We start from the raw sequence: 25222 nt of genomic DNA on the forward strand, positions 1-25222 counted from the left end.
GGATATCCTGTAGCCGTACGGCTTTTGGGATATCCCAATTTCAGATTCATCGGATTAAGCGATTGTAACTCCTCCGCTAGCATAGCCAGCAATGGTTGTCGCAACGTCAAGCCCGGCCGTTACCGTTGAAGTGAAGACCAGGAGCAATCGTTCTCCTACCGTAACTGGAATACTTAAGCCTGTGGTAGTACCACTGCTAATCGTGCCAAGTGAAAGTACACCTGTAAATGCAGGACTTAATGTGACTAAGGCTCCAGGTACTGCTGTGAAGGTATTGTTAGGCGTAGAAGAACTATATAATTGAGCAGTGATTGTTACTGTGGACCCCAATAAAGATAGTGCAGCTGTTGTACTGAAATAGGCTGCCATAGACGTAATCGTTCCGGCACGAGGAACTGAGAAGGCAAAGTTCAATAAGGTCCCGGCCGCTCCTGTAAGATCAATAGTGCCCCCTGTAATAGCAATGTTTGTTGCGTTGCTGCCGAAGCCGACTGCGCTTGAAGTATTCAGAAGACCTCCCAAAACTGTGGTCATAGCTACTGGCAGACCAGAAGCATACGGAATAATTGCACCTGAACCTGTGGCGCCCGTTGCTCCAGTGGCTCCCGCTGTTCCTGTTGCTCCGGTGGCTCCCGCTGTTCCTGTCGCTCCGGTGGCTCCCGCTGTTCCTGTTGCTCCGGTGGCTCCCGCTGTTCCCGTTGCTCCGGTCGCTCCCACACTTCCTGTTGCTCCAGTGGCTCCCGCTGTTCCCGTTACTCCGGTCGCTCCCGCTGTTCCTGTTGCTCCAGTGGCTCCTGCTATTCCTGTTGCTCCGGTCGCTCCCGCTGGTCCTGTTGCTCCGGTCGCTCCCGCTGGTCCTGTTGCTCCGGTCGCTCCCGCTGGTCCTGTCGCTCCCGCTGTTCCTGTCGCTCCGGTGGCTCCCGCTGGTCCTGTTGCTCCGGTCGCTCCCGCTGTTCCTGTTGCTCCCGCTGGTCCTGTTGCTCCAGTGGCTCCCGCTGTTCCCGTGGCTCCTGTTGCTCCGGTGGCTCCCGCTGTTCCTGTTGCTCCGGTGGCTCCCGCTGTTCCTGTCGCTCCGGTCGCTCCCGCTGTTCCTGTTGCTCCAGTGGCTCCCGCTGTTCCTGTTGCTCCGGTCGCTCCCGCTGGTCCTGTTGCTCCAGTGACTCCCGCTGTTCCCGTTGCTCCGGTGGCTCCCGCTGTTCCTGTTGCTCCAGTGACTCCCGCTGTTCCCGTTGCTCCGGTGGCTCCCGCACTTCCTGTCGCTCCGGTGGCTCCCGCACTTCCTGTCGCTCCGGTGGCTCCCGCACTTCCTGTCGCTCCGGTGGCTCCCGCACTTCCTGTCGCTCCGGTGGCTCCCGCTGTTCCGGTGGCTCCCGCTGTTCCTGTTGCTCCGGTCGCTCCCGCTGTTCCTGTTGCTCCGGTGGCTCCCGCTGTTCCTGTTGCTCCGGTGGCTCCTGTATCTCCGGTTGCACCAGTGGCTCCTCTAATCCCTATATTTTCACCATACAATTCAGAGTAGACAAGCCGATGAGCAGTCACTAATTGGCCAGTGCTACTTTTTCCCCAAACTGAGACTTGAATTGGATCATCTACTAGAGTTGGTGTTGTGAATATAAATTCGAATGAATCAAAATTTGCATAATAGTCATTCGTTTGTACTTCATTAGGTCCCACCGTATGAAGTTCACTAACATATAGTGTTCTTGTACCGTTCATATAATAGCCTTCGATTTGAACTATCGACGCAGTGACATCGCTCTGGTTGACCAGTTTAATAGTAACAAGCTGAGTAGGTCTTTCACCGCTTACCAGATTGTTTTCTATAGGTCCAGTAGATAAATGACTCAAGTTCTCAACTCCTCTTCAATTCAAATAGATTTATAAATACTCTTAAAATCTGTAGATCAAAAACCCCTACAACAAGATAGTCCACTATAAATTTTTAAAATTGTAACGTCACTATAATCATTCCTCCCATCTACTCCAAATTTGTTAACGATGAGCCTATTATATTTTTCAGTCCATAATTTCTGGCTCTTTATAGTAATATTCTTATCTTGAAATATTGCGTGGACATCCATTAAAAGCCACTGCTATACATATTAAGTACTGTCAGAGCAAACTAGTAAATCTATGAGAATTCAATCTACTACAAATCTTAAAAGTACTTTTCTCCGTCTAGCCCACAACATATTGTGTTATCAAAACAGAGGATAACCCATGAGCTATACTTACAGCTACAGGTTATCCCCCTCTTTGAACATTGAAACTTAGAGAACAATTTTTAAGTCAATTCATGAACAGACCAAACTATACCTGCTGTGTTGGCGCCGCCCAAATTCAAAGGAACTGTCAAACCATTAGACACATAGAACAAGCCAATAACATCACCTGCTGTTAGAGCAAACTCACCAGCCAGCGTTACAGTCCCGCTCCCCAAAATAGCTCTCAAATCTAGAATAAGCGCAACATTGACATCTAACACAGGAAATAATCCACTTACCAGATTTGTTGCGGTAGGAGATGTTCTCTGAACTATAAATGCTGGATTAATTCCACTACCAAGACTTATTGAGATAGAAGCGGTTGTGGAATAATTAATAGTTGCTTCAATAGAATATCTACCTGTCGTCGGAACTGTGTAATTTCCCGTAACTGGGCTAAAGGATGGATCAGAATAGAACGGAGAAGTCACAGTCCAGCCCGTAAGTTGGGAAGAACTAGATACTGACAAAGTTGGCAGGAATGCAGAGAATCCTTCAGCTTGAATATTCGGCCCCGTTGCTCCAGTTACACCAGTTGTTCCGGTTGCTCCGGTCACTCCTGCGACTCCGGTTGCTCCGGTCACTCCTGCGACTCCCGTTGCTCCGGTCACTCCTGCGGCTCCTGTCGCTCCTGTCACTCCAGCGACTCCGGTTGCTCCGGTCACTCCTGCGATTCCGGTTGCTCCGGTCACTCCTGCGACTCCCGTTGCTCCGGTCACTCCTGCGGCTCCTGTCGCTCCTGTCACTCCAGCGACTCCGGTTGCTCCGGTCACTCCTGCGATTCCGGTTGCTCCTGTTGCTCCTGCGGCTCCGGTCGCTCCTGTCACTCCAGCGGCTCCTGTCGCTCCTGTCACTCCAGCGACTCCCGTTGCTCCTGTCACTCCTGTCGCTCCTGTCACTCCTGCGGTTCCGGTTGCTCCCGTTGCTCCTGTCGCTCCTTCAGCTCCCGTTGCACCAGTCACTCCGTCGGCTCCCGTTGCTCCGGTCGCACCAGTCGCTCCATCGGCTCCCGTTGCTCCGGTCACTCCGTCGGCTCCGGTCGCACCAGTCACTCCATCAGCCCCGGTCGCTCCTGTTACTCCAGCGGCTCCGGTCGCACCAGTCGCTCCAGCGACTCCGGTTGCTCCTGTCACTCCTGCGGTTCCGGTTGCTCCTGTCACTCCTGCGGTTCCGGTTGCTCCTGTTGCTCCATCGGCTCCCGTTGCTCCTGTCACTCCATCGGCTCCCGTTGCTCCCGTTGCTCCTGTCGCTCCTTCAGCTCCCGTTGCTCCTGTTGCACCAGCGGCTCCGGTCGCACCAGTCGCTCCAGCGGTTCCGGTCGCTCCTGTCACTCCAGCGACTCCGGTTGCTCCTGTCACTCCAGCGACTCCGGTTGCTCCAGTTGCTCCAGTTGCTCCTGTCACTCCAGCGACTCCCGTTGCTCCGGTCACTCCGTCGGCTCCGGTCGCACCAGTCACTCCATCAGACCCGGTCGCTCCTGTTACTCCAGCGGCTCCGGTCGCACCAGTCACTCCAGCGGCTCCCGTTGCTCCAGTTGCTCCAGTTGCACCATCGGCTCCGGTCGCCCCAGTCACTCCGTCGGCTCCGGTCGCACCAGTCACTCCATCAGCCCCGGTCGCTCCTGTTACTCCAGTTGCTCCTGTCACTCCAGCGACTCCCGTTGCTCCTGTCACTCCTGCGGTTCCGGTTGCTCCCGTTGCTCCTGTCGCTCCTTCAGCTCCCGTTGCTCCTGTCGCTCCTGTTACTCCGTCGGCTCCGGTCGCACCAGTCGCTCCATCTGCCCCGGTCGCTCCTGTTACTCCAGCGGCTCCGGTCGCACCAGTCACTCCATCAGCCCCGGTTGCACCAGTTGCACCATCGGCTCCGGTCGCACCAGTCACTCCATCAGCCCCGGTCGCTCCTGTTACTCCAGCGGCTCCGGTCGCACCAGTCACTCCAGCGACTCCCGTTGCTCCTGTCACTCCATCGACTCCCGTTGCTCCTGTCACTCCTGCGGTTCCGGTTGCTCCCGTTGCTCCTGTTACTCCAGCGGCTCCGGTCGCACCAGTCACTCCAGCGGCTCCCGTTGCTCCTGTTGCACCATCGGCTCCGGTCGCTCCTGTTACTCCAGCGGCTCCGGTCGCCCCAGTCGCTCCAGCGGATCCAGTTGCTCCAGTCACTCCGTCGGCTCCGGTCGCCCCAGTCGCTCCAGCGGCTCCGGTCGCCCCAGTCGCTCCATCGGCTCCCGTTGCTCCAGTCACTCCGTCGGCTCCGGTCGCACCAGTCACTCCATCGGCTCCGGTCGCACCAGTCGCTCCATCGGCTCCCGTTGCTCCCGTTGCACCAGTCACTCCGTCGGCTCCCGTTGCTCCTGTCGCTCCTGTTACTCCGTCGGCTCCCGTTGCTCCTGTCGCTCCTGTTACTCCGTCGGCTCCCGTTACTCCTGTCACTCCATCGGCTCCCGTTGCTCCCGTTGCACCAGTCACTCCGTCGGCTCCCGTTGCTCCTGTCGCTCCTGTTACTCCGTCGGCTCCCGTTACTCCTGTCACTCCAGCGGCTCCCGTTGCTCCAGTTGCACCAGCGACTCCGGTTGCTCCGGTCACTCCAGCGGCTCCCGTTGCTCCAGTCACTCCGTCGGCTCCGGTCGCCCCAGTCGCTCCATCGGCTCCGGTCGCACCAGTCGCTCCATCGGCTCCCGTTGCTCCAGTCACTCCAGCGACTCCCGTTGCTCCAGTCACTCCAGCGACTCCCGTTGCTCCAGTCACTCCGTCGGCTCCGGTCGCACCAGTCACTCCATCTGCCCCGGTCGCTCCTGTTACTCCATCGGCTCCCGTTGCACCAGTCACTCCATCGGCTCCCGTTGCACCAGTTGCTCCGTCGGCTCCCGTTGCTCCAGTCACTCCGTCGGCTCCGGTCGCACCAGTCGCTCCATCGGCTCCCGTTGCTCCAGTCACTCCGTCGGCTCCCGTTGCTCCAGTTGCTCCGTCGGCTCCGGTCGCTCCAGTCGCTCCATCGGCTCCCGTTGCACCAGTCACTCCATCGGCTCCCGTTGCTCCTGTTACTCCATCGGCTCCGGTCGTACCAGTCACTCCATCAGCCCCGGTCGCTCCTGTTACTCCATCGGCTCCCGTTGCACCAGTCACTCCATCGGCTCCCGTTGCTCCGGCAGCTCCGGTTGCACCAGCTACTCCATCAGCCCCCGTCGCACCAGTAGCTCCGTCTGCTCCCGTCGCTCCAGTCACTCCTGTATCACCTGTAGCCCCAGTTGCCCCTACGGTTGCTCCGAGTAATTCTGAATGAACAAGTCGGTGAGCAGTAACGATTTGCCCTGAGCTATTTTTCCCCCATACTGAAACTTGAATAGGATCATCTACCAGGCTTAAAGTCGTAAATATAAATTCAAATGCATCAAAATCAGCATAATAATCATTGGTTATGACTTGCTCAGGCATTACGTTAATAAGCTGACTAACATACAAAGTTCTTGTCCCATCCATATAATATCCTTGGACGAGAACCGTAGAAGAAGTAACATCGCTTCGGTTATCGATTTTGATCGTAACATGTTGAGTAGGTCGTATCCCACCCACCATGGTATTATCTATCGGCCCGGTAGATAAATAGCTCAATTCTCAACACTCCTTTAGATTATTTCTGCGTGCTTCTCCCATGCTACTACACGATGAGGATCTACCAATTGTCCTGAAGCCTGTTTTCCCCAGACCGAGATCCCTACCTGTGCTTCAACTTCTTCTAATGTTGCAAACACAAATTCAAATGCATCTAAATCTGCAAAATAGTTCCTAGTTAGAACTTGGTTAGGTGTGAGATTTACCATTTCATTCACATACATCGTTCTTGATCCATTTAGAAAAAAGCCTTGAATGACGAGATTATAAGGATTAAGAGAATCCCGATTAACCACTTTTACTGTTACGATTTGTGTTTGTCTGATCCCCAGAATTGGACTATTATCTATAGGTCCGGTTGAAAATAATGCCATCTTTATTCACTCCTCTCTTTCACTCAATTTGAAAAAATACAAACTATAAAACTAGTAATATGATCCATAATTAATAGCTCTATATAGTAATATTCTGTATTTAAAGTTAATGCGTGGACATTTATGCAAAGGAATTTCCACTCAATAATGAGAGCCCCTTCTGTTTTGTGAGTTTGTAATTACTTATCGGACAATCTAAAACTCAAGCGTTTCCAGATTGATACCGAGTTTCGCCCTATTGCTTTTTTCAAAATATTCGTTATACTGATTAAAATTATTCAAGCATCGATGAGCGGGAGAGTAGTTAAGGTGTTCTAGTCCTCAGCGAGCCGGGTAAGTGTAAGCCGGTACAGATCACTTAATGAAGCGCACCCGTGAGATGGACTTCTGAACCCAAGTAGGAAGTCCCGGCTGAAGACCGTTATCCTGTAAGGTGGCTAAATGTCTGTTTAGCAACGAGAGTGGTACCGCGAGCGCTAAAGCCCTCGTCTCTTTTGAGACGAGGGCTTTTTTGTATTTTCAAAGGAGGGTATAAAATGTTAAGTCAAACCATCAAAAACAGCATTGAACAAAGTGTAAAAAAAGTATTCCACACCTTAGAAATTCCTTACCCAAACGATGTTCCTATTCTGATCGAGCAGCCCGCTAATCTAGAGCATGGTGATTATTCCTGCAATATTGCTATGCAGCTAGCCAAAATCCTGCGCAAATCACCTCTCGTCATAGCAGAGTTAGTAAAAGCAGAGCTTAAATTACAAGAGAGCTACACAGGCTTTTTACAAAAGGTCGAAGTAGCTGCTCCTGGATTTATTAATTTGTACATGGATTGGCGGATATGGGCTAAACATTCCTTTGAACTGCCCAACAGCACAGGGGAAAAGGTCATCATCGAGCACACCTCAATCAATCCAAACAAAGCTGCTCATGTTGGTCACCTGAGAAATGCGTGCATCGGCGATGCGCTGGTCAGACTAATGAAAAGAACCGGACATAACGTAGAGGTCCATAACTACGTCGATGATCTGGGCAACCAGTTAGCGGATACAGTCGTTGGTTTATTGAATGTACCGTTGGAAGGAGATCATCAGCGTTTTGGTGATTATTGCTGGGATCTTTATGCCAAAGTGAATAAAGAATATGCACAGAATCCAGAGATGACACATAAGCGCACAGAAATGCTGCATGCCCTGGAACAGGGTAACGGCAATGAGGCGTGGCTGGGTAACCTTGTCGCTGAACGTATGGTGAGAGAACATGTAGAGGAAATGAAGCGTTTCGGTATTCACTATGACCTGCTGGTATGGGAAAGTAATATTTTAAAAGAGGGATTCTGGGCAGCCGCATCTGAGCAATTGAAGCAAACCACGGTTTTTGTACAGGAGACTGAAGGTAAGCTGGCAGGCTGCTGGGTGTTAAAGCAAGGGACAGCGATTAGCAATGGAGCGGATTCGGAGGATCATCATATGGATAAGGTACTTGTACGTTCGAATGGTATTCTGACTTACACTGCCAAAGACATTGCCTATCACCTCTGGAAATTTGGTCTATTAACCAAGGATTTCACCTACAGTGAATTCTCGTCCGGCTTATGGACTACAGGATTAACTGGAACCCAGGAGCCCTATGGACAGGCGGATCGTGTTATTAACGTGATCGATTATAGACAGGAATATCCGCAGCAAATGGTTAAGCAGGCTTTGGGCGCATTAGGTTATAACGATCAAGCCGCGAAACTCCATCATGTGAGTTATGGTGTGGTGTCCCTTAGTCCGGCTTCCGCAGCCGAGCTGGGAATAAATATTTCGGAAGGAAAATCTTCTTATGCCATGTCAGGGCGCCAAGGAATTGGTGTTAAGGTGATCGATTTAGTGAAGCTTATGGAACAGAATATCGAACATTCACGCTCCGATAAAGAGGGGCTTCCCAGCCATATCATTGCAGCTGCTGCCATTCGCTATTATCTGCTGCGGTTTAATCTGGGAACAGAAATTGTGTTTGACTTCAAACAGGCTACCGAAATATCCGGCAACACAGGAGTTTATCTGATGTACACCTATGCCCGTGCTAGTAGTGTTTTGGGCAAATCCACCCTCCCAATCCACACAGATGCCTCACAGATTCAATTCCCACTCGAAATGGAAAAAGCAGAGCTTGCTCTGCTGAGACAGCTTAGCCTCTGGGAGGAGACCTTGTATTCTGCAAGCGTAGAACTGACGCCGAATATACTCTGCACTTACGCACATACTTTAGCCACTCTCTTCAATAATTTTTATTCTACTTGTCCGATTTTAAAAGGGGAGGCGGCGACCATTGCCTTTCGCCTCTGGCTTACTTCGAGATTTAAGAACACTTTAGGTGATGTGCTAGAAGTACTTGGATTACCAACACCGAGCCGTATGTAGTATTTCAAAAAAAAGGGCAATCTCTACACTTATCGTAGAGATTGCCCTTTAATGATTAGCTTACTTATAAATGTCAATCACATTTCCGGCTTCTACGCAGAGACGATCAAAGTCCTCACGCTTAATCCGAACACCGCCACTACGGTAGCGATTAAGTGTACCTTCAGCCTGCACTTCTGTACCATTGATAGTAATCCGACTGTTCTCCCCACCCGTAAGGTGGTAGATAAAGTCTACCTTAGTACCTGCATATTCAAAGCTAAAGTGCATGCCGTCCAGCGACTCCGGCAGGATGGGGTCAACAATTAAATCTCCGCCTTCGGTACGAATCCCTAGTGCATTCGAGATTAACTGATTCATGTAGATCCCAGGACCGCTGGAATAGATTCTCCAGCCGCCTTTGACCGCCACGTCACCATTACGCAGCTTATCGAAATTCTCCTGTGCCTCATAACGAGTGTTAAATTTACCATCCGAGCTACTGAAATAGGAGTTAGCTTGACGTAGTTCAGCGTTTGGCACCACATCGCGAATTCCGATCGGATTGATCGCTGCTAGGCCATTCCAGACCTGATCGGTTTTCCCTAGCTTAGCCATAGCTTCTACATAACGGATGTGCGCATGTACATATTGAAGTCCAATTTCCCGACCAAAGTTAGAAGCTTGCTCTGCACGTTTGAAATGACTGCTTACACCGCCAACATATTGTGCTGGACGGTTCATTAAACGTACACCGTCAGGACAGAATAGTTTATCTTGGATCACTTCATAATGAGCTTCGGCTTGTTCCGGAGTTAATAGCTCACTGATCATACTACGCGTCATTGGCAGCAGACGATACTGGATTCCTGTTTCCTTATCACTCGGGTGTACCAAAAGCTTCACTTGCTCTGGATCTTCCATATACAGGAATCCAGGAATCACCTCAGATTGGAGCATATGTGTATTGAAATCCTCATGGATACCATCCACCATTGCCTTCAGCTCGTCTGCTTCCGCTGGATCAACGGAACGAAGAACTTCCGAGAACTGATTAAGAGTCTGATAGGTAAGCGCCACTGTCCAGCTACTAACCATGTATTGCTTCAACTGTGGATTCGCAGGCTGGAGTGTATCATCCCAATCTCCATCACCGTAAGAAGACAAATGCGTATCATGCAGGAAGTGGTTCTTAATATACGCAACTTCCTTCCGCGCATGATCCAGCAGTGTCGCTTCTTTCTCTGTAAAGTCAAAACTATGCTTACGAGTATACGGCACTGTTTCTTGCAAAATGCTGTAATCTTTAGTTACTGCCAAATAGTCTCCAAGCACTTTGAGCGGCCACACAATAATATCCCCGTGGCTTTCCTCTTGCTGAATCTTCGTATATTTATCAAACATGAACCACTGTGGCCAGTTACCGTCATCTTCATATTGATGAGCATACAGCGTCAGCAATATTTCACGAACCTGTTCGTATTTTTGCGTAGCCATAAAATATTCCACAGGTCCCTGACACACATCACGAGTTCCCCAGGCAGCGCCGCCATATTGCTCCAGCCCGTGAGGGACAGAATAATGGACGAGCATATTATGTGTATACCACCAAGCCAGAGCATTCACTTTAAACAGCTCACCTTCTGACCCATCACCTAGCGTCAAGCGGAAGCCATTCATAACCCCGCTATAGAACTCGCGGTATGTGGAAATTTCCTCTTCAACTGTACGGCTGCTCGAATGAATCTCCTTACCATCCAGAAGGCCTTGAATATTCAAAGTCCACTCACTGCTCGCCGACAACTCCAGAACAGCTAACGGTGCATCTGTGTGTGGAGCATTGGTAACGAATCTGCCTTCATCTTGAAGCGTAAACTCCGCTCCCTGTACCTGGAATTTATACTGCAAGTCAGGATACTCTCCAGCACTTAGTGCGCTTCTGTCCGCCGAGAAGGTCACAGTTCCCTCTTCTTGCTTGCATTGATATGGAAGCTCGTATTCATTAACGTTCATAGTGATTTGATTAGTGACTAAATAGCGATAAGCTTTTCCGCTTTCCGTACGCACATTCAGGAATATTTCCGGAGAATCTGCCGTAGTGTAGTTCGTAATAATAAAGCATTCGCCTTCTGTTCTGTAATACCAACGGGCATAGTTGAAACCAACCTCGAACAGGGATGGCATGGTCAGTAGACGGTATTCGCCATTCCACTGCACATAAATTCGTTGTCCCGAAGCTTTTGGAATATTAAGCGCATTTCTAGGATTGGACATTAGCTTGTTGAAATTGGTATTGCCAATGACTACTTGGGAGTTGAAAATCCCATACATATAAGAAGTTGTCGTGATAACCTTATCGTTAAGTCGAGCGTTATCCCCACTCATCAGAATATGACCATGTGGGCGTTCTACGCGTAATTCCTTCTCTTTTAGGACTACATGCTCATAATTTTCAGTGAAGAAAGACAGTAGAACGTCTCCTTCTTTCTCCTCTTGATAACGAACTGGAAACAGACCTTCGATCTCATTCTCTGATAGAGAATCTGCCACCAGCGGAGCACCAAGCTCCTTCGTGAGGAAAGAACGTTCGAGCGGTGCTTCAGCTTCTAAAGGTAAATCTTTTACAGCATCCCAAGCCGCAGCGATATCATTCGTAAATTCTAGGGTAGTGATCGCTTGTGGATGATCTTGTTTGAACAATCCGTAGAATACAAACCTTGCTTCCCCACTCAATTTCACCCGCTCCGATTGCAATGCAGTATAAGCGAATTCATATTGATAGATTTCATTACTTAATTGCTCACGGCTCAAGCTTTCCGGTTGATTAGTCTCTTTATAAGACAATCCAAAGAATTGAAAACCATCTGTCGAGAAGCTTGCTGACTTAGTGATTGCACCCTGTTGTAGATATGGAAATTTGCCACCTTGCGGTTGATTCTGTCTGGAGCATACTACATATCCCTTTGACTGATCCTCGAATACGGCATGATCAATATACTGTGACAGGTAGGCTTCATTACTGCGAACAGCACCGATATCGGCAATACCCACATCTTGTCCGTACACGAGATCCACATCTGCCTCATGTCCCGAAAGCTTCACATCCCAGAACCATGCGCCTTGAGCCGTAGGAGTAAAAATAACCTGATATTCAATATTTTCCGCAGTACCTTCCCAAACCAAGCGGTTCCCGGCCTTACGTACAGTGCTTGAAGAATGAATGCCCAGCAAAGGAACAGCTTGAATGCTTCCATTACTATGAATACGTAAATATAGATTGGATAAGGAGCCATCCACAATATTAGGCAATAATTGATTGATCATTGTCCGTTCATGAAGAACTTGGAACAAGTCCCCACTGTTTGTAAAAGTGAATGATAAGTCTCCAGCGTTTAAATGGATGTTAGAATTCATATTAGTAGTCATATTTTTGCACTCCTCGATTACGACAGCGTGTGTCGTATATATTCTACTTAAGCTAATGTTAAGCGAAAATCGCGTTCTTTAACCTCTTGGCTATTTGGACCCACAAACAATTTGAATTTGCCCGGATCACTGCTAAAGCTTAAATCGCTATGATAATAACGAAGCTGTTCTTCCGTAAGCGTAAAGCTTACTTCCTTGCTTTCTCCCGGGGAGAGGCTGAACTTGGCAAAGTCCTTCAGTTCCTTCATCGGTCTGACAACTTCTCCTGAAATGTCTCGGATATAGAGCTGTACTACCTCTTCACCTTTTACATTGCCCGTATTAGTCACCGTAACAATCACCTTAATAGGCTGATCCTTCGTCATGATTTCACCGGAAAGGAGCGGCTCACTGTAGCTGAATGTCGTATAACTTAGACCGAAGCCAAATGGCAGAAACGGCTCATTAGGAATGTCCAGATATTGTGAGACATAACGTTTGTCCGCACCCGGTCCAAGAGGGCGTCCAGTGTTGAAATGATTATAATAGACCGGAATTTGCCCAACAGATACAGGGAAAGACATCGTTAATCTTCCTGACGGATTCTCGTCACCATACAGTAGGCTGGTAATCGCCGCGCCGCCCTCGCTTCCTGGGAACCAGGCTTCCAGAATAGCATCCGCGTTCTCGATCACGCCACTAAGATCCAGTGGGCGTCCGTTAAATAACACCACCACAATAGGCTTGCCCAGCATCTTCATACGCTGCAAAAGCTCACGCTGCGCTTCCGGCAAACGGATATCTGAACGACTTCCAGCTTCTCCGCTCATGTCCGAATGTTCTCCAAGTGCCAGCACAATCACATCGGCTTCCAATGCTGCCGATTTCGCCTCCAGCCATTGCTCTTCTGTAAAGCTCTCAATCCCGGAGCCTTCGGCAACGGTAATTCTACCCGCAACAGCACGAGCTTCCATTGCTGGGGCAAGACGGCTAGCTTCTTCTGTTGAACCCAACCAGGACCACGGTCCAAGAATATCTCCGTTATTGGCAAAAGGTCCGATTAGTGCAATGTGTTGCTCAGCCGCAAGCGGTAAAACCTGATCATTCTTAAGGAGTACACAGGATTTAACTGCTAGTTCACGCGCTGCTGTCCGGTGATCTTCACAGAAAATCACTTCACGCTCTTTCTCTACATCTGCCCCGCGTAAAGGATTCTCAAACAAGCCCAATCTTTGCTTCAATTTCAAAATACGAAGTACGGCTTCATCGATGATGCTTTCGTCCACTTGCCCATCAGCTACAAGAGCTGGTAATTGGTGCACATAACACTCCGTCATCATCTCGATATCCACGCTAGCTTTGATAGCTTTAAGTGCTGCTTCAGCTTCATCCTCGGCGACACCATGCGGGATCAGTTCCTTCACCGCGCCCCAATCCGAGATTAACACGCCGTCAAAGCCCCATTCCTCACGCAGCAGCTGACGAAGCAGCTTAACGTTTCCGCTTATCGGAATTCCGTCAATCGTGTTGAACGAAGTCATCACCATTTCTGCGCCCTCATCCAGAGCAGCGCGATAGGCTGGCAGATAATATTCCCTTAGCTGACGTTCTGACAAATCGACCGTATTATAATCCCGTCCGCCTTCGGATAGACCATAGGCTGCAAAGTGCTTAACACAAGCTGCCAGACGACTTTCATCGCCCGTCAAGTCACTTCCCTGAAATCCGCGTACAAACGCACGAGCAAACCTACCATTTAAATAAGGATCTTCGCCGGTAGACTCCATCACTCTACCCCAGCGCGGATCCCGAACAAGGTCCGCCATGGGTGCAAAAGTGACGTGTACACCGGAGACCGCCGCTTCTTTAGCCGCAATCTCGGCGCTCAGCTCTGCTCGTTCCATATCCCAAGAGCAGCCAATCGCTAGTGGCACCGGAAAAATCGTCTTGAAGCCATGCACGATATCCGCCATCATCAGTAATGGAATACCTAATCTATTTTTACGTAAATGAGCTTCCTGGACGGCAATGACTTGCTCTGCGCCCGAAAGTCCAAGTACTGAACCACTATTCTCAATCATGTGATCCGTAATCCCCATGGATGCCATAGGGCCAGTGATTTTCCCTCCTTCTTCTGCCCCTTCATAGAAATTAGCAGCAAGCTGCTGTAATTGTGCGATCTTCTCTTCAAGCGTCATCTGATTCAACAGGGACGTCAGTTGCTGGTCTTTCATCTCAAATCCTCCATAATATCTCTCTAAAATTACTCTTTACTCTTAGTTGTACAAGAAATCAAAAGCCGTCTTCAGATGCTGCTCCCAGAATCTCCATTCATGCGTTCCTGAGGTCTCAACATATCGAAATGTATAGGGGCTCGCCTGCATATAAGAAGCAAATTCCCTGTTCATCTCCACAAATGGATCTTCTGAACCACAGCAGGTCAGCATCGAAGGCAGCTCACGTTCCTCGTCGATTAATTTAGCCGCTAAAGCATACAGATCTTGATCCGGCTTGATTTGTAAGCGTTTTCCGAAAGTGCCTGCCATCTCCCTCGCCATATCCGAAGACATTTGCGGGTCTCTCAATCTTTTCTGAATATCTGTAACGCCTGATAAAGAAACGACTTTGCTATAACGCTCAGGATAGGTAAGCGCACATTTTAATGCCCCATATCCACCCATCGATAGTCCGGCAACATACGTCTTCTGCGGATCATCATCCAGTCTCAACATTCGGCCACAAAGCTCAGGCAGCTCTTGCGTAACATAGTGGAAGTAATCCAGTCCGTACTCCATATCTGTATAATAACTTCTTCCTACCTGAGGCATTATGACTGTACAGCCATACTTGTTAGCATACTGCTCAATAGTGGTCATCCTGTACCATGTGCTAGCATTATCGCCAGCACCGTGTAACAGATAAAGCGTCCCACCGGAGGTGTTGCCCGAATCAACGGGGGAGATTATGCTAATGGACGTTGTCATTCTTAAGGTAGGAGAACCGGTCTCCACTGTTAGAAGTGCCATATGTCATCTCCTTACGGAACCTTTTTTTTAAAATATAAGAAAGTATATGCTTACGCAATAAATTATCCTTCTATTTCTCGCTCAAACGCTTACCGTCCTTACAAGGACGCCGAAGGTATTTATGCTTGTTTATTAATCTTCTTGCAAGATCCCCGCTTAACCAAAACAGACTCGAATACCACATGCTTGTTCTCCGATTGTCCCGAAATCAGGTCAAACAGAATTTCAACACTGGCTTTCGCCATATCCACCCCAGGCTGGCTAATCGTATCCAACGATGGGTGATAGTATTCTGCCATCTCTATACCGTCAAATCCGATGATCGAAATATCATTTGGAATCGATAGACCCAAGGACAATAAAGCTTTGGCAGCTCCGATAGCAATGGTATCTGATGCGGCAAAGACAGCAGTGATATCTTTCTTCTTATTGAGCAGTCTTTTCGTAGCTGTAAAGCCAGAACTTGGACTGTATTCACAATCCTCTACCAAGGCAGCATCATACTCAATCCCATGATCCTCAAGCGCCTTGATATAACCCATAAGACGACGGTTTCCGGTAGTATGCTGAACCAAAGGAAATCTGGCCAAAAAACAAATGTTCCGGTGTCCGAGTGAAATTAGATAGCTCACAGCTTTATAGGACTCTTGCATATCATCAATGATCACACTGGAGAATACGGCAGGATCAACATCCTTCGTAGTCGTGATGGTAGTCAAAACGAATGGGATCGGCAATTGTTTGAATTTTTCTTCAGAATGGTCATATGTACCACCCATAAAGATTACCCCGTATAAATTCTTTTCCTTCACAAGCTGAAGAGCAGCATTGATCTCATCCACTCCATCTTCAACATGCTGGATCAGAAGCGGACAGCCGCGCAGATTTACTTGACGCTCTACTTCTTTGATCATGTCTGCAAAAAACGGGTTTGCAATTCCCTTAACCATAAGCGCTATCGTATTGGAACGCGTTTTCTTCAGATTGCTCGCATTTCCATTCGGAATGTAATTATGTTCTCTTACAACAGCCATTACTTTAGCTCTGGTTGCATCACTTACAACACCGGAGTTATTAATTACCCTGGAGACCGTGGCGATACCAACGCCTGATAGTCTTGCAATATCCTTGATATTCATAATTCCCCCTGTTTCACCCCTATAATGAGCTCCCCTGCACCTGATGAAATCAGCTTGGTGGAAACGCATGAAATGATGGGAAACGTTTCCCATGACATCATTTTGACTGTTTTCGTATCTAAATCGCTTATTACGTTCATTATGGACAGATATTTTTTAGAAGTCAACCTATGATTTTCGAATAAAAATGAATCACATCTCGAATTCATTTTAAATTCTAAGTAGTTTAGTGTTAAACAGTAGTCTTCCTGCTTACATTGACTTTAAAATAAGAATAGAATACCATCAATTTAGCTATTAAATATCCGGTCATAGGAAACGTTTCCACTCTATTTTCAATCATTTCGATCGACAATCTACCTCATCAAGCTTGGAATCATAGAGAAAGAGGGCTGCATTTTATGTTAAACATGACTCGCTTTGAAGCTCAAATCCGCGAACGTGGATTAAATGTATTCAATGTACGTGTGCTTCAAAACGGATCTCTAGTGGGGAAAGTGGATCTCGCAGAGGATATCCGGCGCTTGCAGCATTCGGTCAGCAAATCTTTTACATGCATGGCGGTGGGTCTAGCCATCGAAGAAGGAAAGCTATCACTAAATACAACACTTAAAGATGTGTTTCCGGAATATGCATTCACTCATAAAGAGGCCTGTTCTTCCATGCAACCTGGGGAGTTGACCTTGTTCGATTTACTACGTATGAGTACAGGGCATGATTCCCCACCGTTTTGGGTTGAAGAAAGATTGGCCTTGAAGGATGTAAATTGGATACAACATTATCTATCGCTGCCTTTAGACAGACCTCCTGGGGAACAGTTTACCTACAGTAGCGGGGATACCATTATGATCTCTGCCATGGTTCAGGCCCGTGTCGGACAAACCGTAAAGGATTACCTCGTTCCCCGTCTCTTTGCCCCACTAGGCATAGAAAATATTGATTGGGAAACGACTCCTCAAGGGATCACCCTCGGTTGTGCCGGACTTCAGATCAATACCGAAGAACTAAGCCAATTTGGACAGCTTCTTTTGCAAAAAGGAATGTGGAAGGGACAGCAGCTTATTCCAGCAGCTTGGATTGATTTTGTTACACAAAAGCAGATCGAAAATAACGGAGCTGGTGATTGGGGCCAAGGGTACGGCTGTCAATTCTGGTTGTGTACGCACGATGCTTATCGTGCCGATGGCGCTCACGGTCAATTCTGCATGGTTGCCCCGGATGCTCAAGTGGTAATCGCTATTAACAGTATGGAAGATAATATGCAAGCTATTCTAGACACTGTCTGGGAGGAGATCTGGCCGCTTCTATAGCGGTGGCCATATGCAAGACAGCTTTTTCACGGGAAGGCTCAAGGTGCCGAAAAAGTAGTGAAGGCTACTTTCTCGGCACCTTCTTTTCGTATAATTAGGCCAACCCCAATTATAGGGTTGGCCTTTTTTGAGAGTAATTAGGGAAAAGCTCCCTCTATTTAGCCGATAATTGCTTGAAATGAATGAAAAGAGGGAAATCCTCCCTAAAAATCGGGAGAATATCTATATTCGCCAACGAATTAGTTAAATTACAGGGAGGATTTCCCTGCTATGAACGAATTCGTCAATTCCCCTGTTTTCCCCTTTAAACCAAAGGGTTTTCAATCCCTTGGGCACAGAGACAAAATGCAAGTCGTCGGCTGGCAATCTGCTATCCGTGGGTTGGTTACCACATGTTATGCCTACGTCGAAAGAGCTTCCGCAAACTAATTTCGCACGTCAGATCAGGGATCCTGTGCATAGGGAATTCACGGATTCTCCTCGTACCTTTCTCTTTGTCTCCATGCCCCAAGGATTCAAATCTCTTGGGATATTTTTTATTCTTTCTTATTCGAATTATGCCATTCTTCGTTCTGCGTCTACCGCAATCGACCAGATGAATCCAACTAACTCACGACCTACTGCAGCCATGGTTAAATTTCGGTGCTTCCCGCGTCTGACTAACTTCAGATACTTGCTGTGTAACCGTTCTTGGGCCTTCCACGACGTTTCATGCACATGAGCACTTTGCCCCTCCAATCGCACGGTTAAATCTCCTTTAATCGCTGGACGGTGACGGTAACTCCATGCAGACTCTACCAGTGCGCGCCTTACTCCAGAATTTCCGACTTTTGTAAGACTACCTCTTTTGGTGCTTGCTCCCGATGAATACTCCCGTGGGACGAGTCCCAGATAACTCATGAGCTGAGCCGGTGAACGAAAACGCTCGAAATTCCCAATCTCAACCACTAAAGTCATAGCTGTCAGCAGAGCGATTCCCCGCAGACCTTGCAATGCTTGAATGACAGGTGCGTAGGGACAGATCTGCGCTTCTTCTCGCATTGCGGCTTCAAGGCGCTTGATTCGCTCCTCCACTTCCCGGAGCTGTTGCAGGGATTCGGTGAAAACTCGTTCTTGAGCTGCATGATCAAACCTCAGCATGGACAACCATTCCCGGTACCTTTTGGTCCAGCGTTTTTTCATGCCCTCTGGCTTGTGAATTTGATGGCGCAACAAAAAATGAATGAGTCGTTGCCGAGCCCGATGTAGGTCTTGCCTAGCATCTTCTCGCGCACGAATAAGATCTCGTAAGGCTTCGAGTTCTGGAGTCGGTACATAAATCGCAGTCAATTCTCCTGCACGGTGGAGCTGAGCCAGTTTTTCAGCATCCCGTCGATCTGTTTTTATGGCATCGCCAGGGCGCTGTGGCATACGCGAAGGTGCGATCACCACGCAGGAAATCCCCATCTTCGTCAACCAGCGGTACAAGTCATATCCGGTAGGTCCAGCTTCATAGCAGACCTCTAGCGTAATCCCTGAACCTTTGAGTTTCCGAATTATTTTAGCGACTGCATCAGGGGTATGGGGAATGGCTCCATAATATCGCGCGGGTTCTCGACCCTCATCTGCAATGGCCACCGCAATTTTTTCTTTAGATACATCCAAACCAACGTATTTTATGGTATTCTTCATAGTAACAGCTCCTTTCGTATGTAGCTCTGAAATGGTTGTCCTTTTAACTTCCATTTTAACCTACGGTGTGCGAAACAGGGGCTGCTTTTCGTTCATCATAACTAATTATTAGTCTATTGAGTAGAAAGCTCTGAATTATAGGGAGATTTTCCCTAATTATCTATCAGAGCTTCAGTTTGCTTACTTTGGCGAGGATGCTCTGCACGCAAAAACAGCCTTCCCGAAGGAAGGCTGTTACTCGCCCCAGGCGGGATGCAGCCCTTCCGGGCTGACTGCGAAGCTGATCCTATCGATGCCTTTGCTCCGACGAACCACCTGGGCTTCTCTTTCCCTGCTCGCAAAAACAGCCTTCCCGAAGGAAGGCTGTTACTTGACGTCCCGGAAGGGATTCGAACCCCTGACCGTGCGCTTAGAAGGCGCATGCTCTATCCAGCTGAGCTACCGGGACATATAAGAATTAATGATATGTATTGACGCAACGATATTTATTATACCCTATTCAGCAGAATTTTCAAGATCAAACATTTTGGAAAATAAGTAATCTTCATCCTATTTTAATAATAACAAGGGCATCCTAGCTATTTTCATAGCTTACGGATACCCTCGTTTTTACTCCATATTACTCCAGATTCCGAAAATGCTGCTCCAGCTGCTTTTTTAAATCTCCGTATGTCATTAATTCTCTCTGAAACTTGGAACGTTCATCTTCTGGCGTCATAATCATACTGCCTGTAAACGCGCTCGAAGTCACATCTTTAAAAGCATCATGCATATTGTTATCAAACCAATCAGTAGAAGTATCAGCGTCATTAGTGAGAATACGGACAATCTCATAGCCTTCTTCGCGCTGATCTTCTACGATATACACCAAAAGTGCAGGATCACTAACAGCACCTGGCAATACACCTACTTCTGCACAAGGCGCACCGTCATACTCCATCATTCTGCGAATTTTGGCATCTTTAATATAATACACCTGTCATCCTTCCCTCCTGGCAAATTCCTCTCTTCCCTAGTGTTCGGATAAGGACATACATTTTATGCCTTCCTTCGGCATATATCTGTATTACTTGGCAAAAAAGTAAGGACAACAATCGCACAAAAAGAGAGGATGAACCATCATGTGCGGAATAACCGGATTTATCCAGTGGCGCGGAGATCTCACGCAGCACTCGCAGTTGCTGGTCAAAATGACTGAAACTTTAGCAGACCGCGGACCGGATGCAGCTGGAACTTGGATTTCAGGCCCCTGTGCATTCGGTCACCGCAGACTTAGCGTTATCGATCCAGAGAACGGCGCGCAGCCTATGATCACCCGCCATGAGGAACAGGTATACGCGATTGTGTACAACGGCGAATTATATAATGCACCCGAGCTCAAACAAGAACTTAAGCAGCGGGGTCATCAATTCCGTACCCAATGTGACACTGAGGTTCTGCTTCATGCCTATATCGAATGGGGACCGGATTGTGTAGAGAAGCTCAATGGGATCTTTGCCTTTGCAGTGTGGGACGGTCTTCGGGATCAGGTCTTTTTTGCACGTGACCGTTTAGGCGTGAAGCCCCTGTTCTATAGTAAAGTGGATGATGTCTTAGTTTTTGGCTCAGAGCCTAAGGCGCTGCTGCAGCACCCCAAGGTACAGCCAGTCGTAGGTCCCGAAGGACTTGCGGAAATCTTTATTATCGGTCCAGCCCGTACACCAGGACACGGTGTTTATAAGGATATGCAGGAACTTCGTCCTGGGCATGCCATGATCTATAGCCGTGAAGGTCTGCGTAGTTATGCTTATTGGAAGCTGGAAAGCGTAAAACACACTGATAATGAAGCAGAAACAGCTACTAAGGTGCGTGAACTGCTGCAGGATACGCTCGAACGCCAACTGGTCTCAGATGTTCCTGTCTGCTCCCTCTTGTCAGGAGGGCTGGACTCCAGTGCGTTAACAGCACTTGCAGTGGACTACTACAACCGAAACGGTCAAGGACGAGTGGATACGTATTCCGTCGATTATGTCGATAACGACAAGCACTTCAAGAGCCATACTTTTCAGCCCGGAGCAGATGGTCCATGGATTAAGCGAATGGTCGATGAATTAAATACGAACCATCGCTATATCTCGTTTGATACACCAGAGCTTGTAGAAGCACTTGATAATGCACTGTACACACGCGATTTACCTGGGATGACCGATGTGGACTCTTCTTTGTATTTATTTTGCCGTGAGATTAAAAAGAATGCTACTGTAGCCATTTCCGGCGAAGCTGCCGATGAGATTTTTGGCGGTTATCCTTGGTTCCATCGGGAGGAAATGCTCTCCTCAGGCACTTTCCCTTGGTCTGTTGCTCCTAAAATGCGTGCCAGTCTATTATCCCCTGAAGTTAATGAATGGATTCGGCCGCTGGAATATTTGGGTGACAGATACAGTGATTCAGTAGCCGAAGTCCCAACATTGGATGGGGAGACAGGTAAACAAGCACAAATGCGCGTAATGTCCTATTTAAACATCACCCGCTTCATGCCTACTTTGCTCGACCGTAAGGACCGAATGAGTATGGGCGCCGGACTAGAGGTACGTGTTCCTTATTGTGATCATCGCCTCGTTCAATATGTCTTTAATATTCCTTGGGAAATCAAGAACCTAAACGGTCGTGAAAAAGGGATTTTACGCAAAGCGCTTGAGGGAATTCTTCCAGATGATGTGCTATATCGTAAAAAAAGTCCTTATCCGAAAACACACAATCCAGCCTATTTAAACGCAGTACGAACACAAGTATTGAATATTCTAGATGACTCTACTTCACCTATACTCCCATTAATTGATGCTGCCAAAATCCGTGAGATCGCCGCTTCCCCAGAATCCTCTACCAATCTGCCTTGGTTCGGCCAGCTCATGTCCGGTCCTCAGCTCTTTGCTTACCTCGCCCAAGTAGATCTCTGGCTGCGTAAATATAACGTCTCCATCCAATAAGCGACAAGCCAAACAGCAAGTCCCCGTATCGGCGGCTTGCTGTTTGGCTTGTATTCGTAATTTTTTAGAAATTAAAATTGTCCGGATCGGGACCGAAACGATGGTTTCTGTTCAAATCTTCGATGGCTTTAACATCCTCATCACTTAACGTGAAGTCAAAGAATCCTGCATTTTCCTTGATTCGATCCGCATGTACTGACTTCGGAATCGTAATGACGCCTTGCTGCAAATCCCAACGAAGTACAATTTGAGCAGGGGTCTTATCATACTTTCCAGCCAGTTCTTTAAGAAGGGGAAGATCCAGGTTCCCTTGCATTAGCGGACTCCAAGCTTCAAGCTGGATCCCTTGCTCATTGGCATACTTCAGCAGCTCGCGCTGAGTCAACAGCGGATGGAATTCCACCTGATTCACCACTGGAACCACGCCAGTGTCCTCGATGATATCCTTCAGATGATGAATCTGAAAATTGCTCACGCCAATAGATTTGATGAGGCCCTCTTTTTGCAGATGAATCAGAGCTTTCCAAGTCTCCCGATACTTTCCTGCCACCGGCCAATGTATGAGATACAAGTCTATATAGTCCAGCCCCAGCTTGCGCCGGCTAACTTCGAACGCTTTCAGAGTTGATTCATAGCCTTGATCAGGGTTGCGCACTTTCGTCGTAATAAACAGTTCATCACGGGCCACTCCACATTCACGAATAGCCTGACCTACACCTTCTTCGTTATTGTAACCAGCAGCCGTATCAATACTGCGATATCCAAGCTCCACTGCGGTCTTGACCGCGTGAATAACCTCTTCCCCATCTTTAGTCTGATACACGCCAAGGCCCAGCCACGGCATAGTCGCTCCATCATTTAAAGTCGGACCTCCCGAGAACGGTGCATTCAATTCACTCATTGCTTAACCCTCCAAGCTTATTGTTATTTCATTAATCTTACTTAACCTAAATTCACGCTTCAGAAGCAAGCGCTATCACAAAAGTATAGCAGAATGCTTCATCATTCCCAAAATCCTCATAAAAAAACGGAGGCATATATAAAGCCTCCGCTCTTCTTTATTTCTCAATTAGTTTGAAATCATCAAAATGGAATTCTGGAGAAACGATACAGGAGACCAACGTCGGTTCTTCACCTAACGTACGCGCGGCCTGCCATACTCCCGCTGGAACAACCACTTGTGGCTGCTGGCCTGCAGCAATATCGAGACCCAAAATAACTTCCTGCACATCCTCAGGCTTATCTCCAGTACCTCCGAGACTAAGCACGATTGGACTACCGGAATGCCACAACCAAACTTCATCGGACAATACTGTATGCCAATCAGATTGCTCGCCTTCGTGAAGCAAAAAATAAATGGAAGATGCCGAATGACGTGATCCAGAATAGCTATCGCCTAGCACTTCCTGGGAAATTTCAAATTCTGAATTCCAAAGTCTTTTGTACCAACCACCCTCTACGTGGGGCTGTAGTCCGAGCAGTTCAACTAGCGGTGAGATTTCTTTTGTCACGGTAGCTTCTCTCCTTCAAAGTTTGCATGAGCAACAATAGCTTCGTATGCATAAGGTTGTTTTTGCTTTTTACTTTAACGGAAGAAGCGCGAATTGTAAAATCTATTTACTATCCTTGCTCGCTTTGAATACCTCAGCAATCGCCCCAAGACTTCCCAGCGTTTCAACAGCGCTTGTTGGCAGGAACACTTTATTCGCAGGACCTTTAGCGATTTCAGCCAGCGCCTCGAAGGAGCGATAAGCTAGCACCTGCTCATCCAGACCTGCTGAGCGAATCAGCTCTATGCGTATTTTTTCAGCTTCGGCCACCGCTTGAATGGCTTTCGCCTCACCATGAGCTTCCAGCTCCTGTGCTTGCCGTGAACCCTCTGCTTGGCGGATACGTGCTTCCTTGTCACCTTCTGCTTTTAGAATCTTACTCTGCTTATCCCCTTCAGCACGCAGGATCATATCCTGCTTAGCAGCTTCCGCTTCCAAGACAATCGCCCGCTTGCTCCGTTCCGCTTTCATCTGCTTATCCATTGCTTCCTGAATATCCAGCGGTGGCTTGATATCAATGACTTCCACACGCTCAATCCGTACGCCCCATTTCTCTGTAGCTTCATCAAGAGCCAACCGAATATCGGTCGAAATCTTTTCCCGCCCAGATAAGGTCTCATCTAATTCAAGCTTACCGATGATTTGCCGCATTGTTGCCGTCGAAATGTTTCTTACCCCATATACATAATCAGAAATGCCATAGGTTGCTTCCTCTGGTCCAACCACCTGATAGAAAATAATTGTATCAATCTGCACCTGCACGTTATCCTTCGTGATTACCGTTTGTGGAGGTACATTCGCTTGCTGGATTCGTAAATCATGGTACGTACGCACCTGATCAATTACAGGAATCAGAATGTTCAGTCCCGGAGTCAGCAGACGATTAAATTTACCGAGACGTTCCACTACACCTACCCGCTGTTGTGGTACGATTTTGACTGTTAATGCCACAAATACTACGACCACCACAATAATAATTCCGATAATTGCCCATTCCATTAGTTCATGTCCCCCCATCGTTCTACTTCAATAATCGTCGTGCCTCTCTTCACTACTCTTACAACCTCATCCTTGCCCAGAGACTGAACCGAGCTTGCGCTCCACGTATCTCCACCTACCTTGACTTGCCCATATTGTCCTTGCTCAATAGGCTCAACGACGACACCTTGCCTGCCGACGATTTCTGTACCGGTATCCTTGAACCCACGTGAGCTGCGAAATTTAGAAACCAGTGGTTTCGAGAATATAGTAAGACCAAGTGCGACCAGTGATCCGAGAACCACCTGAAACAAAATAGCATCGGGAGCAATCAACGAGACCAAACCAGCAGCTAATGCACCTATACTGAGCCACAACAGATAAAAAGTAAGCGTCATCATCTCTACTACAAACAGGACACCGGCTGCGATCAGCCATAACACCCACACAACCATCGGTGAACCCACCACCTTCCGTATAATACTACTATAACGAAAAGAACCTGCGATGCGTTGCGTAATTTCCGTAAAAATATTGCAGGCATGTATATCAT

At 47.9% G+C, this 25222-nt stretch carries 16 protein-coding genes, 1 tRNA gene and 1 other annotated feature; of the genes, 3 read left to right on the plus strand and 14 right to left on the minus strand.

From position 1 onward, the window contains the following. Positions 1-54 precede the first annotated feature (54 nt). The 3 genes from ACN6KS_RS24470 to ACN6KS_RS24480 all read right to left on the minus strand — a co-directional run bounded on the left by ACN6KS_RS24470 (position 55) and on the right by ACN6KS_RS24480 (position 6243). Positions 55-1845 (minus strand): exosporium glycoprotein BclB-related protein, encoded by a 1791-nt coding sequence (locus tag ACN6KS_RS24470; protein WP_440960688.1) that lies wholly within the window; start codon positions 1843-1845, stop codon positions 55-57. A 436-nt stretch (positions 1846-2281) separates the two neighbouring features. Beyond that, positions 2282-5833 (minus strand): beta strand repeat-containing protein, encoded by a 3552-nt coding sequence (locus tag ACN6KS_RS24475; RefSeq protein ID WP_440962440.1) that lies wholly within the window; start codon positions 5831-5833, stop codon positions 2282-2284. A 50-nt stretch (positions 5834-5883) separates the two neighbouring features. Next, positions 5884-6243, minus strand: coding sequence for a hypothetical protein (locus tag ACN6KS_RS24480; protein ID WP_094874616.1), 360 nt, complete (start codon positions 6241-6243; stop codon positions 5884-5886). Between the two features lie 279 nt (positions 6244-6522). Next, positions 6523-6739: a binding site (T-box leader), on the plus strand. A gap of 40 nt (positions 6740-6779) precedes the next feature. Here ACN6KS_RS24480 and ACN6KS_RS24485 point away from each other — a divergent pair. Next, positions 6780-8645 carry an arginine--tRNA ligase gene (locus ACN6KS_RS24485; RefSeq protein WP_341135585.1) on the plus strand — a complete coding sequence of 622 codons (1866 nt, stop codon included), beginning with the start codon at positions 6780-6782 and terminating at the stop codon, positions 8643-8645. Between the two features lie 60 nt (positions 8646-8705). Here ACN6KS_RS24485 and ACN6KS_RS24490 read toward each other — a convergent pair whose 3' ends face one another. From ACN6KS_RS24490 to ACN6KS_RS24505, 4 genes are all read right to left on the minus strand, one after another. Beyond that, on the minus strand, positions 8706-12050 hold the full coding sequence (locus tag ACN6KS_RS24490) for a GH36-type glycosyl hydrolase domain-containing protein (RefSeq protein ID WP_440960689.1): 3345 nt from the start codon (positions 12048-12050) through the stop codon (positions 8706-8708). A 47-nt stretch (positions 12051-12097) separates the two neighbouring features. After that, positions 12098-14263 carry a beta-glucosidase BglX gene (bglX, locus tag ACN6KS_RS24495; protein ID WP_440960690.1) on the minus strand — a complete coding sequence of 722 codons (2166 nt, stop codon included), beginning with the start codon at positions 14261-14263 and terminating at the stop codon, positions 12098-12100. A 42-nt stretch (positions 14264-14305) separates the two neighbouring features. Next, positions 14306-15055 (minus strand): alpha/beta hydrolase, encoded by a 750-nt coding sequence (locus ACN6KS_RS24500; protein ID WP_094878786.1) that lies wholly within the window; start codon positions 15053-15055, stop codon positions 14306-14308. Between the two features lie 119 nt (positions 15056-15174). Beyond that, positions 15175-16194: a LacI family DNA-binding transcriptional regulator gene (locus ACN6KS_RS24505; RefSeq protein WP_094874611.1), complete on the minus strand. Its 1020-nt coding sequence runs from the start codon at positions 16192-16194 to the stop codon at positions 15175-15177. A 401-nt stretch (positions 16195-16595) separates the two neighbouring features. Here ACN6KS_RS24505 and ACN6KS_RS24510 point away from each other — a divergent pair, with 401 nt between their 5' ends. Continuing rightward, a complete protein-coding gene (locus ACN6KS_RS24510; RefSeq protein WP_440960691.1) occupies positions 16596-17504 on the plus strand; it encodes a serine hydrolase domain-containing protein in 909 nt (302 codons plus the stop codon). A gap of 555 nt (positions 17505-18059) precedes the next feature. On the opposite strand, the gene ACN6KS_RS24515 is transcribed toward ACN6KS_RS24510, so the two are convergent. The 3 genes from ACN6KS_RS24515 to ACN6KS_RS24525 all read right to left on the minus strand — a co-directional run bounded on the left by ACN6KS_RS24515 (position 18060) and on the right by ACN6KS_RS24525 (position 20151). Next, on the minus strand, positions 18060-19175 hold the full coding sequence (locus ACN6KS_RS24515) for an IS110 family transposase (RefSeq protein WP_440960470.1): 1116 nt from the start codon (positions 19173-19175) through the stop codon (positions 18060-18062). A gap of 374 nt (positions 19176-19549) precedes the next feature. Next, a tRNA-Arg gene (locus ACN6KS_RS24520) sits at positions 19550-19623 on the minus strand. 171 nt (positions 19624-19794) lie between these two features. Further along, positions 19795-20151, minus strand: coding sequence for a hypothetical protein (locus tag ACN6KS_RS24525; protein ID WP_076286059.1), 357 nt, complete (start codon positions 20149-20151; stop codon positions 19795-19797). A 145-nt stretch (positions 20152-20296) separates the two neighbouring features. On the opposite strand from ACN6KS_RS24525, the gene asnB reads away from it, so the two are divergent. Next, on the plus strand, positions 20297-22141 hold the full coding sequence (asnB, locus tag ACN6KS_RS24530; protein ID WP_440960692.1) for an asparagine synthase (glutamine-hydrolyzing): 1845 nt from the start codon (positions 20297-20299) through the stop codon (positions 22139-22141). 64 nt (positions 22142-22205) lie between these two features. On the opposite strand, the gene ACN6KS_RS24535 is transcribed toward asnB, so the two are convergent. The 4 genes from ACN6KS_RS24535 to ACN6KS_RS24550 all read right to left on the minus strand — a co-directional run bounded on the left by ACN6KS_RS24535 (position 22206) and on the right by ACN6KS_RS24550 (position 25124). Beyond that, entirely contained in the window at positions 22206-23042 is an 837-nt protein-coding gene (locus tag ACN6KS_RS24535; RefSeq protein ID WP_440960693.1) for an aldo/keto reductase, read from the minus strand. A gap of 157 nt (positions 23043-23199) precedes the next feature. Then, the gene (locus ACN6KS_RS24540; protein ID WP_094874319.1) at positions 23200-23652 is read right to left on the minus strand and encodes a cupin domain-containing protein; all 453 of its coding nucleotides are present in this window, start codon (positions 23650-23652) and stop codon (positions 23200-23202) included. A 102-nt stretch (positions 23653-23754) separates the two neighbouring features. Next, complete coding sequence (locus ACN6KS_RS24545; RefSeq protein ID WP_440960694.1) at positions 23755-24690, minus strand: SPFH domain-containing protein; 936 nt, start codon at positions 24688-24690, stop codon at positions 23755-23757. Then, a complete protein-coding gene (locus ACN6KS_RS24550) occupies positions 24690-25124 on the minus strand; it encodes an NfeD family protein (RefSeq protein ID WP_094874330.1) in 435 nt (144 codons plus the stop codon). Before ACN6KS_RS24550 ends, ACN6KS_RS24545 begins: the two co-directional genes overlap by 1 nt. Between the last annotated feature and the right edge of the window lie 98 nt (positions 25125-25222).

This window comes from Paenibacillus nitricinens (genome assembly GCF_052056485.1).
In the GTDB taxonomy this organism is placed as follows: Bacteria; Bacillota; Bacilli; order Paenibacillales; family Paenibacillaceae; genus Paenibacillus_AQ; species Paenibacillus_AQ nitricinens.